We start from the raw sequence: 15,647 nt of genomic DNA on the forward strand, positions 1-15,647 counted from the left end.
TGTTGGGAATGACGGAGAGGCTTTACTATTCCGACCCCTACCTTAAGGAAACCACCGCGAAGGTTGTTGAGGTTAAAGATTTGGGCAACGGCCTCGTTGAGGTCCTCCTCGACAGAACGATATTCTATCCCGAAGGCGGTGGCCAGCCCTCCGACAGGGGGCTTATAGAGGGCGACGGGTTCACGATAGAGGTCACCAAGGTTAAGGAGCGGGAGGAAATCTGGCACGAGGGCGTTATCGAAGGAAGGCTCCCCGGAAATGGCGAGGAAGTTAAGCTGAAGCTTGACTGGGACTGGAGATACGAGAACATGAAGAACCACACCGGCCAGCACATCCTCTCGGCCGTTCTGAAGAAGCTCTACGACCTCGACACGACGGGCTTCCAGATTTTTGAGCACTACAACAAGATTGAGGTCAACGGCCCGCTCGACTGGGAGATGATTACCGAGGCCGAAATCGAGGCCAACAGGGTGATAGCGGAGGGAATTCCCGTAACGGTCGAGGAGTTCAAGTACCTTCCCGACGACATCGTCAAGACCCTCAGGAAGCACGTGAGCAAGGTAACGGACAGGGTCAGGATAGTGAGCATCGGCGACGTTGACAGGACTCCCTGCGGTGGAACCCACGTTAGGAACACCTCCGAGATAGGGTTCATCAAGGTTCTCCGCTTCTACAAGAAGTCCAAGAACCTCTGGCGGATAGAGTTCGTCGCCGGAAACAGGGCTTTAAGGACGCTCAACGAGCTCCTTGAAGACTACTGGAACGCTCTGGACGAGATGCCGAACAAGAACAGACCCCTCGTTGAGAGGGTAGGGGAGCTGAAGGCCGAGATGGATTCCCTTGAGGAAAAGCTCGACGAGCTCAGGCACGAGCTCTGGCGCTGGAAGGGTCTTGCCTTGATTGGGGAGGCCGAGGAGGTCGGGCACTACAACGTGGTTGCCCTCATCGAGAAGTGGCCCATGAAGGATGCCCAGGCCTTTGCGGTGAACTTCGTCAAGGAGAACCCCGGCTCGATACTCCTACTCGCCAGCGAGGAATACGTCCTCTTTGCAAGGAACGAGGAAGTTGAGGTTTCGATGAAGGGGCTCCTCTCGAAGGTCATCGAGGAGCTCGGCGGCAAGGGCGGTGGAACCGACAACCTGGCTAGGGGAAGGGTTGAGGCGGAGCCCGAGGACATCCTCGACGTTGCAAAGGAAAAGCTGAGGGAGCTTATAAACTCTTCCAGGGATTGATAAACCTCTCCTCAATCTCACTTTTTACCAGCAACAGACCTATGGCAAGCAGGGTTATCGCCATTCCAACGGGCAGGACCATCCACCAAGCGTTGTTGTAGATGGCCTTTTGAGTTACCACCATCGTGAACAGTTCCCCCCAGTTGAAGCCGAAACTCACCCTGAAGAACCCAAGTATTGAAATCAACGCTATAACCTTGGCGCTAATCAGGATGAACTGGGAGCTCACGTAGGGCAGAACCGCCCTTAACACATGCCTTCTAAGAACCCATGCATCGCTTGCACCGGCCGCCTTTGAAGCTAAGATGTGCTCTTTGGAGAGTTCAGTCATGGTTATAGTCCTGACATTCTGGCTGACCTTGCCGAAGAGGAGGAGTGAGAGGGCGAGGACAACGGGCCAAAGAGGTATTTTAATCTCCCCATAGTAGCTAACCCCTCCGAGTATCGGGACGAGGAGAATCATCACGGGAATGAGAGGTAGCATTGAGGATACCTTTGCAAAGCCCTCCACGAGGACTCCCAGCTTCCCTGAGAGGGCTCCAAACAGACCGGCCGCGGTGCCGAGCAGAACCGTTGTAAGGGCGGTCATAAAAACTATTACGAGAGTTTGGGGCAGTCCTCCGATGAATATAACCGCTATGTCCCTTCCGTAAGAGTCTGTTCCTAGGGGACCGTAACTCATTCCGACGACCCGGAGGGTTACCTTCGATGATGCCCTAACAGTGAAGAGGTAGTCCCCTTTTACGGGAACCCACTTGCCGCCTTCCTTCCTGAAGAATAGGATTTTGAGACCCTCCCCCGTAACTATCATATCCGAGATGTCTCCTTTAACCCCCATTTGCTTTGCGAGGTTGAAGACTGTGGAAAACGACCTTCCCGTGGACGTTATTCCGGTTACCCTGCCGGAGTAAAGAGTTACCCTTTTTCCGTCAGGGGTTAGTACTCTCACATCCACAAAGCCAGACCAGTTTGATTGAGGTATTATTAAGATGTCTTGGGGTGGCTGGGAGTAATGGAAGTTGTAGACGTATTCCCCGGGTTTTTCTTCCCTTAGGTTGCCCGTTGGGGGAAGGTTCTCTCCAAAAAGGTTGACCCACTCTGGTGGGGCCATCCTTGGATTCTTCTCCCAGTAGGTTATGTAGTGCCAGTTCCTAATGTCGTTCTGGTTTACAAGAATGGGTGAAACCGCCGCAAGGAACAGGTAGGCGACGATTATCGCGGTTCCGACTTTGAGTTTTACGCTCATGTTCTCACCCTCGGGTCGAGGTAAACGTAGAGCAGGTCGACGAGAAGGGAGTTGAGGTAGTAGAGCAGTATCATGAAAAAGCCGACCGTGAATATTGCCTGGGGATAGTAGTAGTACTCGACACCGTGAGGGGGCACGTTGACGGCTTTGAACGAATTCAATAGGATGTACCCAAGGCCGGGAACGTCAAAGACAACCTCGATGACGAGAACGCTCATGAGAACTTCCATGAAGTTGTAGCTCGTATAGGTTAGAAAACTTGGAAGGACCAGCCTCAGGAGTTTTCGTCGAATTCTCCCCTCTGGGAGTCCCCTGGCTCTGTCGTAGATGACGTAGTCGTTCTCCTTCTCGGTTGCCAGGATGTTTCTAAGCGTGTATGCGTACTCCCAGACCGAAGCGAGGACCATTGTTATCGCCGGCAGAAGGAAACCGATGATGTATGCGCTCGCTTTTCCAGTGGTTCCCGTTGCCGTGAGCTGGAGTCTCATTGTGAAATCTGGGATGACGGAGACCCTCCAGGAGAGGAGGAATATAAGTGCACCAATGAACCACACGGGCACCGCTGAGAATAGCTGAGCGAGCGTGGAGATGAGTGCGTCGAGTTTTCCTCCATCATAACCAGCCTTAAGGCCGAGGTAAGTTCCGAGCCCGAGGATGGTGAGCTCAACGAGGAGGAGTATGATTAACGTGTTTCTTAAGTAGTACCAGACTGACTGACGGAAACCTCCGCTGAATAGTTCCCTACCAGTTTTTCCGAAAATGGAGAACGCCGTCCTCGCGTAGTACTCGAGGGTCCCCGTGAATGTTGGTCGTATGTTGAGCTGTTTGTAGGTCAGATACCAAGCGTACTCCGTCTCGTTCATTCCTAGTTTCTCCATCTCCCCCTCAAGATGTTCCTTGTTCTCCCGGACGAAGGCGAGATTGCTGATGAATACATCCTTCATCTTGAACTTCGTGACGCTCCATTGGGCAGCCGTCACCAGTGTCAAAAAGAGGAGTGCCACTATGATAAACAACACCGTGTTCTTGAGTACAACCCGTCCCGCTTGGTTTCTCCTTCCCATGGCTCACATCGAATTATCTACCATCTGAAAGTTAAAAAATTTGTGTGTGTCAAAAGTTGAACTCGTTCTTATCGAGCCCAAGCCTTTTCAGTACGATTTTCCACTGCTCCCCCGGTACCTCCGGCTTTTGGAGCTCCTTCTCCGCCCTCTCCCTGCTCATGAGGCCGTAGCGAACGAGGGCCGCTATTCGTCTGTGCTCGAAGCTGTGGCCGTGCCTCTCCCAGTAGAGCTGCAGAGCCGGCCCAAGAACGAGGCAGTTGGTGGTGTAGCCCGGAAGCTCCGGGAACTCGAAGGGAAGCTTTTCCAGGATTTCAAAGCGCTCTTCCTCGGTCATCATTGAGAGGAGCCTAATCTGAACGACTCCACCGCTCATGAGCCTGTACGGGTGGTGGCCGAATGGAAGCTCGTGGCCCGTTATTATGTACTTGTAGCCGTTCCTGAGGGTGTACTTCCTCAGCTTCTCCATCGTCCTCTTCGAGCAGGCCCTGCAGGGACTCTGGGCTTTGAGAAGGGCGTTTCTGAATATGTCGGAGTAGTCGTAGCGTAAGACTTTGAAGGGAACTCCAAGATGCTCGGCTATTCTCTTCGCGTTCTCTATGGCTTCTTCCGCCATGAGTCCGTGGTCTATCATCACGGCCTCAAGTTCCGGGATTTTATAGACTTCCCTGGCTAAATAGAGGGCCACCACGCTGTCCTTTCCGCCGGAGTAGGCAACCACTGCCCTGTCGACGTCCTTCATGAGCTTTTCGAGTTCCTTTCTGATTTTCTCCCTGTCGAGGGGGTGCTTTAGGTAAACCTGGCATTCACGGCATATCGGCTTTCCGTTTACGATGTCTATCCTCGACGTTCTCTCATCGTTGACACAAAGTGAGCACTTCAGCATGGCGAGAGAAAAGAAAGGCCCTTTAAATCATTTTTTGAAGCGCGAGGCCAGTGAATTTTTCTTGGACTTTATGAGCTCGACTTTTTCCTCGGTCTTTTCAACGCCCTTCTTTCCCGCGAAGAGGAGCACGAGGGCAATCTGGTCCCTCAGCAGGATTCCCCCGTTGTTTCTAGCCACGAGCCACCCAAAGGCAAAGCCCGAGAGCAATCCTAGAAGCCATAGTTTAAGAATGAAAATTCCAACGGGGCCTCTGGACGTTGAAAGCGCTGAGAGCGCCTTATACGCCAGGGCGAGGGCCAGTATAAAGGCTCCCTCCAAGAGAAGCCCAAGCCTCGTGACCCTCGCAAGGGTCCCTAAGAGCCTTCCCCTCAGGTCCTTCAGGATTTCCCCATCGTGGTGGCTGTAGACGAGGAGTTTAGACACGTTTGCTCCGCTTCTGAACGCTAGAAACGCGAAGAGCATCGCCAAATAGTCCCAGCGAACCTTCCAGGCGCCGTAGAGGCCAACCCCAATCCAAATCGGCGTGAACAGCCCTTCGAGGGCCTTCTTCTCATTCTCTGGAAGTTCTATGTGGAGGGCTTTTCTTGCTAGTTTTCCAGTTATCTTGGCCGTGAACCGGATGAACGAGAGCCAGAGGTTTATTCCTATGAAAATGAGAATGATTAATGGAGAGAGTATTCTTAGAAGCCCCATGGGTACCCTCTTTTTAACTACTCCTGCTCCCTTTTGAGGTTTTCCCTTGTCCTCTTCACAACCGGCGCTACTTCCCTCGCGACCCTCTTGACGCTGAAGAGCGTGAGCGCGTCCATTTCCTTGAGCTGGGCTAAAAGGCAACCGCTTATCCTGACGTCTATGTACTTCTTCGACTCCATAGCCGTTTTTAGGAGCTCCCTCATGCTCTCTGCCCTCTCGAAGTCGAGGCCGGCTTTCCTGAGCCGGTCCACGTTGAGCTCGTGAATTGTCAACGGCTGAAGGTGCATCTCGTCTATCCCGAGCGAAGATGCCAGCTCCGCTATCTTCGGTATGTCCGCATCGTTTATTCCCGGCATGAAGATGGTTCTCACAACCGAGCGGACGCTCTTGTCGCTCCCAACTATCCTCAGCGCGTTGACGACGGCATCGAACGTGTCGGCGTTCGTAATTTTGAGGTGCTTTTCGCGCGTCGAGGCGTCAAGGCTTATCATGACCATGTCGAAGTCAAGCTTTTGCCAGAGATCCTCGGTGAGGAGCGAACCGTTAGTCTGGAGGTCGAGCCTCGCCTCGGGAAAGCGCTCGCGGAGGAGCCTGTTGACCTCCACTATTCGCTTGCTCAGCAGGGGCTCCCCGTACTGCGAAACGGTTATTGCCTTCGGGTTCTCCCAGCCGTAGTAGCCCGGCTTCGGGGCCTTCCCGAGCTTCACCGCGACGTTCGAGTAGCAGAAGATGCAGTCGTGGTTGCACGCTGGAGTAAGCTCGTAGCTCGGATGGTGAACGGGGTTTGGATTGTTCAAATCGAGGCCCTGGCAGTATCTGCAGTGGCTCGGGTAGAGCATATCGTCAACGAACCGCTTTAAAAGCCTCGCCTCCTCGTTCTCCAAAACCTGGGGCTCGACGCCCATCTTCCTCGCGAACTCCTCCCAGCTGTACCTCATCCTCTCACCGGCCGGAGCGGAGAAAAGGGGCTTAAAAAGATGATTGGTCAGAGAAGTCCCCTGAGCTGGAATCCATCGAAGACCGGGCCGTCCCTGCATACGAGGTACTTCCCGAGGTTGCATGAACCGCAGACGCCGATTCCGCACTTCATATAGCGCTCCGCAGAGACCTGGACGTTTTCGTAGTCCATAACCTTGAGCACAGCTTTTAGCATCGGCTCCGGACCGCAGGCGTAAACCCCCTCAAATTCACCCTTCCTCTCCGCCAAGACGTCCGTTGGGAAGCCCTTTCTCCCAAAAGAGCCGTCGTCAGTAGTGATTACAACCTCGTCCACGTAGTCCTCGATGTCGAGTAGCGCTAACTCTTCCTTCGAGCGGGCGCCGTAGATTAGTGTTATCTTCTCAAATTCATTTCTCCATGCCCTTGCAAGGGCGTAGAGCGGTGGAATCCCGATTCCCCCTGCGACGAGCGCTACCCTTTCCCACTTCCTCTCGAAGCCCCTCCCGTAGGGTCCGCGAACCCAGAGCCTCTCGCCTTCGCTTAGCTCGAAGAGCTTTGAGGTGAAGGGCCCGACGCGTTTAACCAAGAGCAGGTCCTTCCACGCCAGACTGAAGGGCTTCTCGCCAACCCCCGGAAGCCAGACCATCACGAACTGCCCCGGCGTGAAGTCAAACCCCTTCGAGAGCCTGAAGGCCCTAACGTCCTTCGCGACCTCCCAAGTTTTCCTCAGCCCAACCACGCTGTACATCCAGACGAACCCCCTCCGGCTTTCCTACGATTTCATCTTCCTCCATAACGACCCTTCCATGGAGAATCGTCATCACGACCTTTCCCTTCAGCTTTCTCCCCTCCCAGGGGCTCCATTTGGCCTTGGTGTAGAACTCCTCCGGTTTGACCGTCCACTCCAGCTTAAGGTCAACGACCGTAAAGGTCGCATCATTTCCGACGGCGAAGTCCCTGCCCCGGATTCCGAAGACCTTAATCGGGTTGTCATGCATTTTCTCAACGATGTCAAAGATATCCATAACCCCCCGGTTCACAGCATCGAGGAGGAGCGCAACCTCCGTCTCGAGCCCCGGAATCCCCGCCGCTCCCGCTTCCTTGTCCTCGAGCGTGTGCGGTGCGTGGTCGCTCGCTATTATGGGAATCCGCGAGAAGTTTTCCCAGAGCGCTTTAACGTGCTCCTCCGTCCTCAGCGGAGGGTAGACCTTGAGGAGCGGGTTCCTCTCGTAGTCTCTTCTCGTCAGGAACAGGTGATGGGGGGTAACTTCAAAGCTCATCCAGGGGAGGTTTTTTTGGAGTATTGCTTCAATTCCCCCCTTCGTTGAGACGTGGCAAATGTTCAGCGGTTTTTTGAGCCTCTCGGCGCTTTCAAGGACTCGCTTTACGGCCACTTCTTCGACCTCAGGTGGCCTCTCCGGTTTCTCCTGGATTAGCTTCGCATCTTCCGCGTGAACGCTCAAAACGCCTGGTGAGCAAGAATAATCCCTCTCAAAATCCTCCGAGTAGATTCCGCCCGTTGACGCCCCCATGAAGGCCTTGTAGAAGTCGGCCCCTGTCTTTTTGGCTTCTTCACAGTTGCTCCGTATCAGAAAGCCGATGGCGTAGTCGGCGTAGGCTTTTTTCTGGAAGAGCTTAAGGCGCTTTTCGAACGTTTTTGAGTTCATTACCGGCGGTTTCGTGTTTGGCATATCAAAGACGGCCGTGATTCCCCCGTGTATGGCCGATTTCGTTCCGCTCTCGACTGTTTCCTTGTTTCCCTGCTCAAAGTCCCTCAGGTGAACGTGCGTATCTATGAGGCCAGGGAGAATGATGTATCCGGATAGGTTCAGCACACTTTCTCCCTCAAGGTCATGAGCGGCTATCTTAGATATTCTCCCGTTGTCAACTCCTATGCTTCCCCTTACGAGTTCCCCATTGGCTGGAAACTTTCCCCTTAAAACGAGCTCGTGCATTGAAGCCCGCACGAGGTTTTCCTGGCCGGAGTTTTAAGATTTTTGACTGGTCAAAAATTGCTCCAACCCTTTTTTCGAATTTCTATATACTCTATATAGCTTGAAATACTAAATAGGGCTCTTGTATTGTCTAATTAACCTATCTGCAGGAGGTATGTGTCGCATTATTCTGATATTCAGTGGAATTCGCGTGATTTGGCTGTATCTTGATTGTCCTCTTAGTTGCATTTCGGCTCCTTTTACATTAACGTAACCCTTAAATAGGGCCCGAATGTATAGCTTCATGCCATTATACGCCGTATGTGGCAAACGTTGCCAAAAGTGAAGGAGGCAGTGGAGTATGAATAGGAAGGCCCTAAGCCTGTTCGTTATGGGCTTGATGTTGTTTAGTGTGTTCTTGGTTGCACAGCCAGCCAGCGCCCAGAGCACCCAGCTTGGGAACAAGCTTAAAATCGTCATACTGGCGTCCCAGGGTTCAATCTTCATGGACGTCTTCTCCCCGATGGGATTCAGTGACGTTTACACGATTCGTGTCAGGTACTTCCTCTCTGACCCAGCTTACGTCACCGGTCCGGACGCCAAGTTCCACAACTACCGCTGTGAGCTCGTTAGCGTTCAGTACAACGTCAAGGTTCCGGCCGATGCTATAATCTGGAACGGAACCCAGAAGAAGTGGGTTGCCCCCTACGCCGGTAAGACCGCTCAGAGTGCCGTCACCTGGAAGTGCGGCCTCGGAAAGTGGCAGGACGGCCAGCCGGTAACCCTCGCAGACATCCTCTTCAACTACGCGATGGACTGGGAGTGGAGCTACCAGGACGGCAAGAACGACAAGTACTACAATCAGAAGTGGGCAGTTGGTATGCAGCCCGTTCTGAAGCTCGTCCTTGGTCTGAAGGTTGACAAGGTCACCGACCAGTACGTCGAGTACACCCTCTACCAGAACTACGCCGTTCCCTACGACAAGTGGACCACCGCCGTTGGAAACGCCATGTGGTACACTATGTGGCCGTGGGAGCTCTACTACGTTATGGACGAGATGGTTGTTAACGGTGTTAACGGCAAGACATTTGACTGGACCACCCAGCCCCAGAACGGCTTCAGGCTCAACATGATTGACCCGAACCAGGCCCCGTACTTCGCGGCCGAGGCCGAGAAGCTCGCTGCCGACGGAACAATCCCGATTTGGCTCAGCACCCTCAAGCCCTGGCTCCAGAAGTGGGGCATCACCGAGGAGCAGGCCGGCATAACCACTGACCTCGCCAAGGCCGGCTACCAGGCTATAGCCAACTGGGCCAAGGAGTACAAGAACGCTTACATAAGCAACGGTCCGTACTACCTCTACAAGTACGACCCGAAGGCCATGACCCTCGTCCTCAAGCTCTCTGACAAGGTTCAGAGGATTGGATTCCCCGACAAGATTAACGGTCAGCCCCTCCCGTGGGACCCCTACTGGAAGGAGGTTGACATTTACGGTACCCTCAACGCTCAGACTGCCCTCCTGGCCGTCGCCAAGGGTGACTACGCCCTCTACTGGTACAACGCCAAGTTCAGCGACATCCAGAAGATTCTCCAAGAGTACAAGAACAACGTCTACCCAGTTAGGACCATAAGCACTTGGGATGCCCTCCAGATAAACGACATCGGTGACCAGCAGACCGGTCTTGTGAACTCCAGCGGTAAGGAAGTCTTCAACGTCATGGCCCTCCGCGGCGTCAGGTACGCCCTCCAGTGGCTCGTCAACAGGCAGTACATCGTCAGCCAGATACTCCAGGGAAGTGGTGCCCCAATGTTCGGTCCCGAGGTCAGCGGGCAGGCCAACGCCTACCAGAGGATAATGACCGTTGCCAACGCCATGGGTCTCACCCCGCAGGGTGACGAGCAGTACGCCCTCAAGCTCATCGACCAGGCCATGAACAAGGCCGCGCAGAACCTCAAGGCTAAGGGCTATGTCCTCGAGAAGAAGGACGGCAAGTGGTACTTCGGAAAGGCCGGGGGAAGCCTCAGCCCGGTTACCGTTAATGTCATCGCCCGTGTTGAGGATGAGAGGCTTGACATCGGTAAGTACACTGCCCAGCTCCTCGAGAAGGCCGGCTTCACCGTGAACCTCCTCAAGTGGAACAGGGTTAAGGCCAACAAGGCCGTCTACAACGGTGACCCGCACACCCTCCAGTGGCAGGTTTACACCGCTGGATTCGTTTCAAGCGGTATCCAGCCGCTCACCTGGATAGTCTGGGACTACTGGGCCTTTGACTACTATTACAACCCGTCCCCGATGGCTCCCCAGGAGGACACCTACACCGTTAAGGACCTCGTCAACGCCGTCTCAAACGGTGACCTCAACAAGTTCATCCAGGAGTTCAACCTCAAGTACTACAACACTCCGGACAAGCTGAAGCCGCTCCTCGACTGGAATGGCTACCAGCTCGACAACCTGCTCGCCTTCAACAGCTGGAAGGGACCGAACAACCAGACCCTTACCATAACCAGCCTTGACCAGCTCTGGGACATCTACAAGATTGCCTACGGTCTCAATATCTACAACTCCCCGTTCGTGTACCTCGTTGAGACCTGGACGTTCTACCTCACCAACAAGAAGCTCATCAAGCTCGGAATGACCGACCCGGTCAGCGGTCTCGGAAGCTTCCTCTCCGCCAGGGCCATAATGCCTGCTACCACTCAGACCACCACTACGAGCACCTCAAGTACCTCAACCAGCACCGTGACCCACACCAGCAGCCAGACCAGCACCAACACTGCCACCAGCACTCAGGCTCCGACGAGTAGCACTACTACTTCGAAGAGCAGCAAGGGCATCTGCGGTCCGGCCGCGATAGTCGGACTCGCAATAATACCGCTCCTCCTCAGGAGGAGGAAGTGACCCTTTCCTTCTTTCTTTACACTCTCCCTGATGGACATCCCTGTTCTTGTGTTCAAAATGTGTACATTTGTGCTCTTTTTGGGGAAAACTATTTAAACTTTAACTGGCACGTAAAAGTTGACTTCATAGAATGCCAGTAGTATCGTTGCTGGAGGGGATAGAATGGGGATGAGCTTTGGAAAGTACGTGCTGTACCGTGTGGTAAACGCGTTAATCCTCCTCTTCCTGGCCGTGCTCTTGATGTCGGCCCTCTTCACGAAACTTGCGACGGTACAATTGAACGCCCAGATAAACTCCGAGGTTCAGCAGTGGATTCGTACCTACCAGCAGAAGAGCCACCAGGCACCTACACAGGAGGCAATAGAGGCGTATCGCAAGAGCCTTGAGCACCAGTACGGTCTTGACAAACCCTACTGGCAGAGGGCCTGGAATTATGCAATAGACACGTTTACGTTTAAATGGGGGCAATCGATTCCTCCTATATACGGTACCCACAACGTTAAGGACCAGATAAAGACCGCCCTCGCCAACACGATTCTGCTATTCACGACGGCGCAGATTCTGATAATCCTCATAGGACTCTCCCTCGGTATCAAGAGCGCCCGCAACCCAGGAAGCCTACTCGACAGAACGATATCCATCCTGGCAATGATTACCACGAGCCTCCCGATGTGGTGGCTTGGAATGCTAATGATACTCCTCTTCGTTGTCTACCTCGGCTGGTTGCCGATAACCCTGTACTCCCAGGTTGAGGTCTCTGGATGGGTCAATCTGCTCAAGAAGATGACACTGCCGCTCGTTACAATCGTGCTCGTTTCCTTTGGAGGCTGGTCATGGACCACCAGGAACATCATGATTGGCACAATGCAGGAGGACTTCATCATGGTTGCCAGGGCTAAGGGTGTTCCTGAGAGGAAGATAATCTACGGACACGCCCTCAAAGCCGCCGCTCCGCCGATTATCACCATGGTTATATTCGGTATGATTGGTTCAATGGGCGGTGCCATGATTACGGAGATAGTCTTCAACTGGCCTGGAATGGGACGTCTCTACTGGATGGCCATAGGCCAGAACGCCGTTAGAACCATGATGGCACTCAACTACATGTTTGCAGTGATGACCGTGTTCTCAATGCTTCTGGCGGACATACTCTACGCGTACCTCGACCCGAGAATCAGGATTGGTGCCGCGGCCAGCTCGTGAGGTGGTGTAAATGAGATGGGTTGATTTCAAGGACAGCTTCAAGAGGTTTTGGAGCGAGTACAAGCATCAGAAGAGTGGAATGCTTGGTTTGTTTTTCCTCCTGCTGCTCATAATCCTGGCAATCGCCGCTCCCTTCATAACCAGCCCCAACATACCCGCGGAGTGGCAGACCGGAACCGCCTGGATTACCAACCCCAAGAACGCCCCGCCCTCATGGGAGAACTACTTCAGCCACCAGAGCAGGGCACCTCAGAAGGTCTATACCCTCAAGGACCTCAACGAGAAGACGTACGTCAACGGCTCCTACCGCTACTACGTCCTCACATTCACGTACGATATGAAGTACTACTACCCGCCCAAGGACCTCGTTGTCACTGGTATAACTTCCAACGCATCAACTCCGAAGGACAACCCTGTAATTGACGTTGTCATCACGAGGCCTCCCGAGAAGGGAGTTAAGTACAACACCCTCGTCGTTGCCCACAACTACCAGATGACCAGTGGGGGCTTCCTCCAGCTCTCGTACACACCGTCCTCAAAGAGTCTCGTGTTCCTCTGGCTCTACGAGAACGGCGTCCTTAAGCTCCCGATGGCGATACCGAACAACCTTCCCCTTGACATGAAGCTCATGTACATTTCCCAGCAGGTTACCATGAACAACACCCTCTACGGCTATTCCCAGGCCATGGACCTGATGAGGGTCATCTTCGGTAAGATAACCGACGATAACGGTAAGCCCCTCTCACTCACCGACGTCATATACAACGCCAAGCCCCTCCAGGGCAACTACAAGGTTGAGGTTATAGTCAAGGCGCCAAAGTACGTCCACGTGGACCTCAGCAACATGAAGGTTGTCATGGTTGGTAGGAGCTACGGCATCCTCGGAACTGACCAGTTCGGCAGGCCAATAGCAGTCGGTCTCCTCTGGGGAATCCGCGTTGCCCTTGCCATAGGTCTGTCGGTTTCGGTTAGCACCGTCCTCATAGGAATCCTCATCGGAGTTACGAGCGCCTACCTTGGAGGCTGGGCGGACGAGGCCATACAGACGTTCACAATGTTCATGATGACCCTGCCAGTGCTTCCGATGCTCATCCTGCTCTCGCTGTACTTCGGAGGAAAGATTTCGCTGACGCAGCTGGTGTTCATCCTGGTGCTCTTCGGATGGATGGGCACCACGAGGGTTGCGAGGAGTATGGCACTTCAGATTAAGGAACAGACTTACGTTGAAGCGGCTAGGGCCCTCGGTGCGAGCACCGGAAGGATAGTCTTCAAGCACATCGTTCCACAGCTCCTCCCATACGCGTTCGCCAGCATAGCCCTCAGCGTTCCTGGAGCAATCCTCAGCGAGGCCGGACTGAGCTTCCTTGGTCTCACGAGCAAGAACATGATAACCTGGGGTCAGATGCTCAACAACGCACAGGCCAACGGTGCTACGCTCAACGGCTACTGGTGGCAGATTATACCGCCGGGACTTGCTATAGCCTTCGTGGGACTGATATTCGTCCTGATTGGTGTGTCACTCGACACGGTCCTCAACCCGAGGCTCAAGCGCGCGTGAGGTGGTTTAGATGGCTAAGAACGTCCTTGAAGTTAGGAACCTCAAGATGTATTACTTCACCAGCAAAGGCGTCGTCAAGGCAGTTGACAACATCAGCTTCGACCTCAAAAAAGGAGAAGTGCTTGGACTTGCCGGTGAGAGCGGTTGCGGCAAGTCCTCCCTTGGTTTTACTCTCTTAGGCATGCCCACCCCTCCTGGAAAAATAGTTGACGGGAGCATCAAGATTGACGGAAGGGAAATAGTCGGCCTTCCGGAGGACGTGCTTAGAAAGGAAATCCGCTGGCAGAAGATTTCGATGATATTCCAGGGAGCAATGAACGCCCTCAACCCTGTCTACACAGTTGGGTACCAGATGATTGAGCCTCTCCTCTACCACAAGCACATGAACGAAGAGGAGGCTCTCGACAGGGCTCAGAAGTACCTCGAGCTCGTTGGCCTCGACCCTGAAATAGTCTACCGCTACCCGCACGAGTTGAGCGGTGGTATGAAGCAGCGTGTCGTCATTGCAATGGCTCTCCTTATGGAGCCCAGCGTCATCATCGCCGACGAGCCGACTACCGCTCTGGACGTTATCGTTCAGGCACAGATTATCAACCTCATGAAGAGGCTCAAGAAGGAGCTCAACCTCTCAATGATATTCATCACCCACGACCTCAGTATCTTGGCGGAGATTAGCGACAAGGTTGCCATCATGTACGCGGGTAAGATTGTAGAAATCGGTGACAGCGAGAAGATTTACTATGAGCCGGCCCATCCGTACACTCAGAAGCTCCTCGCGGCAATCCCGAGACTTCACGAGGACGTTGAGAGGCTCGAGTTCATTCCTGGTCAACCACCCAACCTCATCAACCCGCCGAAGGGGTGCCGCTTCCACCCGAGGTGTCCCTACGCGATGGACGTTTGTAAAGAGCAGGAGCCCGAGCTGAAGGAGATTGATAAAGACCACTATGCGGCATGCTGGCTGCTGTGAGGTGTGAGAAATGGCGGAGCCGGTACTCAAAGTTGAAAACCTCAAGAAGTACTTCCCACTCAAGAGGGGTCTCCTCGCTGGTCTGCGCGGTGAGCCTCAGCGCTTCGTTCACGCGGTTGACGGAGTCAGCTTTGAAATCTACAAGCAACAGGTCTTTGCCCTCGTCGGCGAGAGTGGCTGTGGAAAGTCTACCACCGGAAGGCTCATCGTCAAGCTCCTCGAGCCAACGGACGGTAAGATTTACCTTGAGGGTGAGGACGTCACGGACATTAAGACCAAGGAGGAAGTCCTGGCTTACAGAAGGAGAGTGCAGATGATATTCCAGGACCCGTTCGCTTCGCTTAACCCGCGCTTCAGGATTTTTGACGTCCTCGAGGAGCCGCTCCTGATTCACGGCATCGGTGAAACCAGGGCCGAGCGTGAGGAGCTCATCTACAAGGCCCTTGAGATGGTCAAGATTACGCCGCCCGAAGATTACGTTAGCAGGTTCCCGCACATGCTTTCGGGTGGACAGAGGCAGCGTGTGGCAATAGCGAGAGCCCTCATCCTGAATCCAACGTTCATTGTTGCAGATGAGCCGGTGTCGATGCTCGACGTTTCAATCCGTGCGGAAATCCTCGAGCTCATGAAGAGCCTCAAAGACAAGATGGGCGTCACCTACCTCTACATCACCCACGACATGTCCACCGCAAGGTACTTCGCGGACTGGATGGCGGTCATGTACCTTGGCAGAATCGTAGAGATGGGTCCTGCGGAGAAGGTCATAGACAACCCGCTTCACCCGTACACGAGGGCGTTGCTGGCGGCGGTTCCAGAGCCGAAGCCAGAGAGGAGGAACGTCATCAAGGAACTCCCGATTAAGGGTGAGGTTCCGAGTGCCGTGAATATTCCACCGGGATGCAGGTTCCATCCGAGGTGTATTTACTTCAAGAAGGGCCTCTGTGACGTGGAGCAGCCGAAGCTTATCGAGTACGAGCACAACCACTGGGCGGAGTGCCACCTCGTCGGCAAATTCTGACCCTCTCT

General features: G+C 53.9%; 13 protein-coding genes. 6 read left to right on the forward strand and 7 right to left on the reverse strand.

The annotated features are described in order from the left end of the window. Nucleotides 1-8 precede the first annotated feature (8 nt). Nucleotides 9-1,232 (forward strand): alanyl-tRNA editing protein, encoded by a 1,224-nt coding sequence (locus CS910_RS02300; RefSeq protein ID WP_099209549.1) that lies wholly within the window; start codon nt 9-11, stop codon nt 1,230-1,232. Here the strand turns inward: CS910_RS02300 and CS910_RS02305 are convergent. The 7 genes from CS910_RS02305 to CS910_RS02335 are packed head-to-tail and all read right to left on the reverse strand — an operon-like array spanning nt 1,210 to nt 8,012. Beyond that, a complete protein-coding gene (locus tag CS910_RS02305) occupies nt 1,210-2,478 on the reverse strand; it encodes an ABC transporter permease (RefSeq protein ID WP_099209550.1) in 1,269 nt (422 codons plus the stop codon). The genes CS910_RS02300 and CS910_RS02305 overlap by 23 nt on opposite strands. Continuing rightward, nucleotides 2,475-3,542 carry an ABC transporter permease subunit gene (locus CS910_RS02310; RefSeq protein ID WP_099209551.1) on the reverse strand — a complete coding sequence of 356 codons (1,068 nt, stop codon included), beginning with the start codon at nt 3,540-3,542 and terminating at the stop codon, nt 2,475-2,477. Before CS910_RS02310 ends, CS910_RS02305 begins: the two co-directional genes overlap by 4 nt. A 49-nt stretch (nt 3,543-3,591) precedes the next feature. After that, nucleotides 3,592-4,425, reverse strand: a complete 834-nt coding sequence (locus CS910_RS02315) for a 7-cyano-7-deazaguanine synthase (RefSeq protein WP_099209552.1) — start codon at nt 4,423-4,425, stop codon at nt 3,592-3,594. 27 nt (nt 4,426-4,452) lie between these two features. Beyond that, nucleotides 4,453-5,118 (reverse strand): hypothetical protein, encoded by a 666-nt coding sequence (locus CS910_RS02320; RefSeq protein ID WP_099209553.1) that lies wholly within the window; start codon nt 5,116-5,118, stop codon nt 4,453-4,455. 17 nt (nt 5,119-5,135) lie between these two features. Then, nucleotides 5,136-6,056 carry a radical SAM protein gene (locus CS910_RS02325; RefSeq protein ID WP_099209554.1) on the reverse strand — a complete coding sequence of 307 codons (921 nt, stop codon included), beginning with the start codon at nt 6,054-6,056 and terminating at the stop codon, nt 5,136-5,138. Between the two features lie 47 nt (nt 6,057-6,103). Beyond that, the gene (locus CS910_RS02330) at nt 6,104-6,805 is read right to left on the reverse strand and encodes a dihydroorotate dehydrogenase electron transfer subunit (RefSeq protein ID WP_099209555.1); all 702 of its coding nucleotides are present in this window, start codon (nt 6,803-6,805) and stop codon (nt 6,104-6,106) included. Further along, a complete protein-coding gene (locus CS910_RS02335; RefSeq protein WP_099209556.1) occupies nt 6,753-8,012 on the reverse strand; it encodes a dihydroorotase in 1,260 nt (419 codons plus the stop codon). The genes CS910_RS02330 and CS910_RS02335 overlap by 53 nt, the downstream gene beginning before the upstream one ends. A gap of 391 nt (nt 8,013-8,403) precedes the next feature. Between CS910_RS02335 and CS910_RS02340 the strand changes: the two genes are divergently transcribed. The 5 genes from CS910_RS02340 (at nt 8,404) to CS910_RS02360 (ending at nt 15,639) form a co-directional block, all read left to right on the forward strand. Further along, nucleotides 8,404-10,890 carry a CGP-CTERM sorting domain-containing protein gene (locus tag CS910_RS02340; RefSeq protein WP_449353736.1) on the forward strand — a complete coding sequence of 829 codons (2,487 nt, stop codon included), beginning with the start codon at nt 8,404-8,406 and terminating at the stop codon, nt 10,888-10,890. A gap of 162 nt (nt 10,891-11,052) precedes the next feature. Continuing rightward, nucleotides 11,053-12,093 carry an ABC transporter permease gene (locus CS910_RS02345; RefSeq protein ID WP_317450593.1) on the forward strand — a complete coding sequence of 347 codons (1,041 nt, stop codon included), beginning with the start codon at nt 11,053-11,055 and terminating at the stop codon, nt 12,091-12,093. A gap of 10 nt (nt 12,094-12,103) precedes the next feature. Beyond that, entirely contained in the window at nt 12,104-13,651 is a 1,548-nt protein-coding gene (locus CS910_RS02350; RefSeq protein WP_099209558.1) for an ABC transporter permease, read from the forward strand. 10 nt (nt 13,652-13,661) lie between these two features. After that, nucleotides 13,662-14,621, forward strand: coding sequence for an ABC transporter ATP-binding protein (locus tag CS910_RS02355; protein WP_099209559.1), 960 nt, complete (start codon nt 13,662-13,664; stop codon nt 14,619-14,621). A gap of 10 nt (nt 14,622-14,631) precedes the next feature. Next, nucleotides 14,632-15,639, forward strand: coding sequence for an ABC transporter ATP-binding protein (locus CS910_RS02360; RefSeq protein WP_099209560.1), 1,008 nt, complete (start codon nt 14,632-14,634; stop codon nt 15,637-15,639). The last annotated feature ends 8 nt before the right edge of the window (nt 15,640-15,647 follow it).

This window comes from Thermococcus henrietii (genome assembly GCF_900198835.1).
GTDB lineage: Archaea > Methanobacteriota_B > Thermococci > Thermococcales > Thermococcaceae > Thermococcus > Thermococcus henrietii.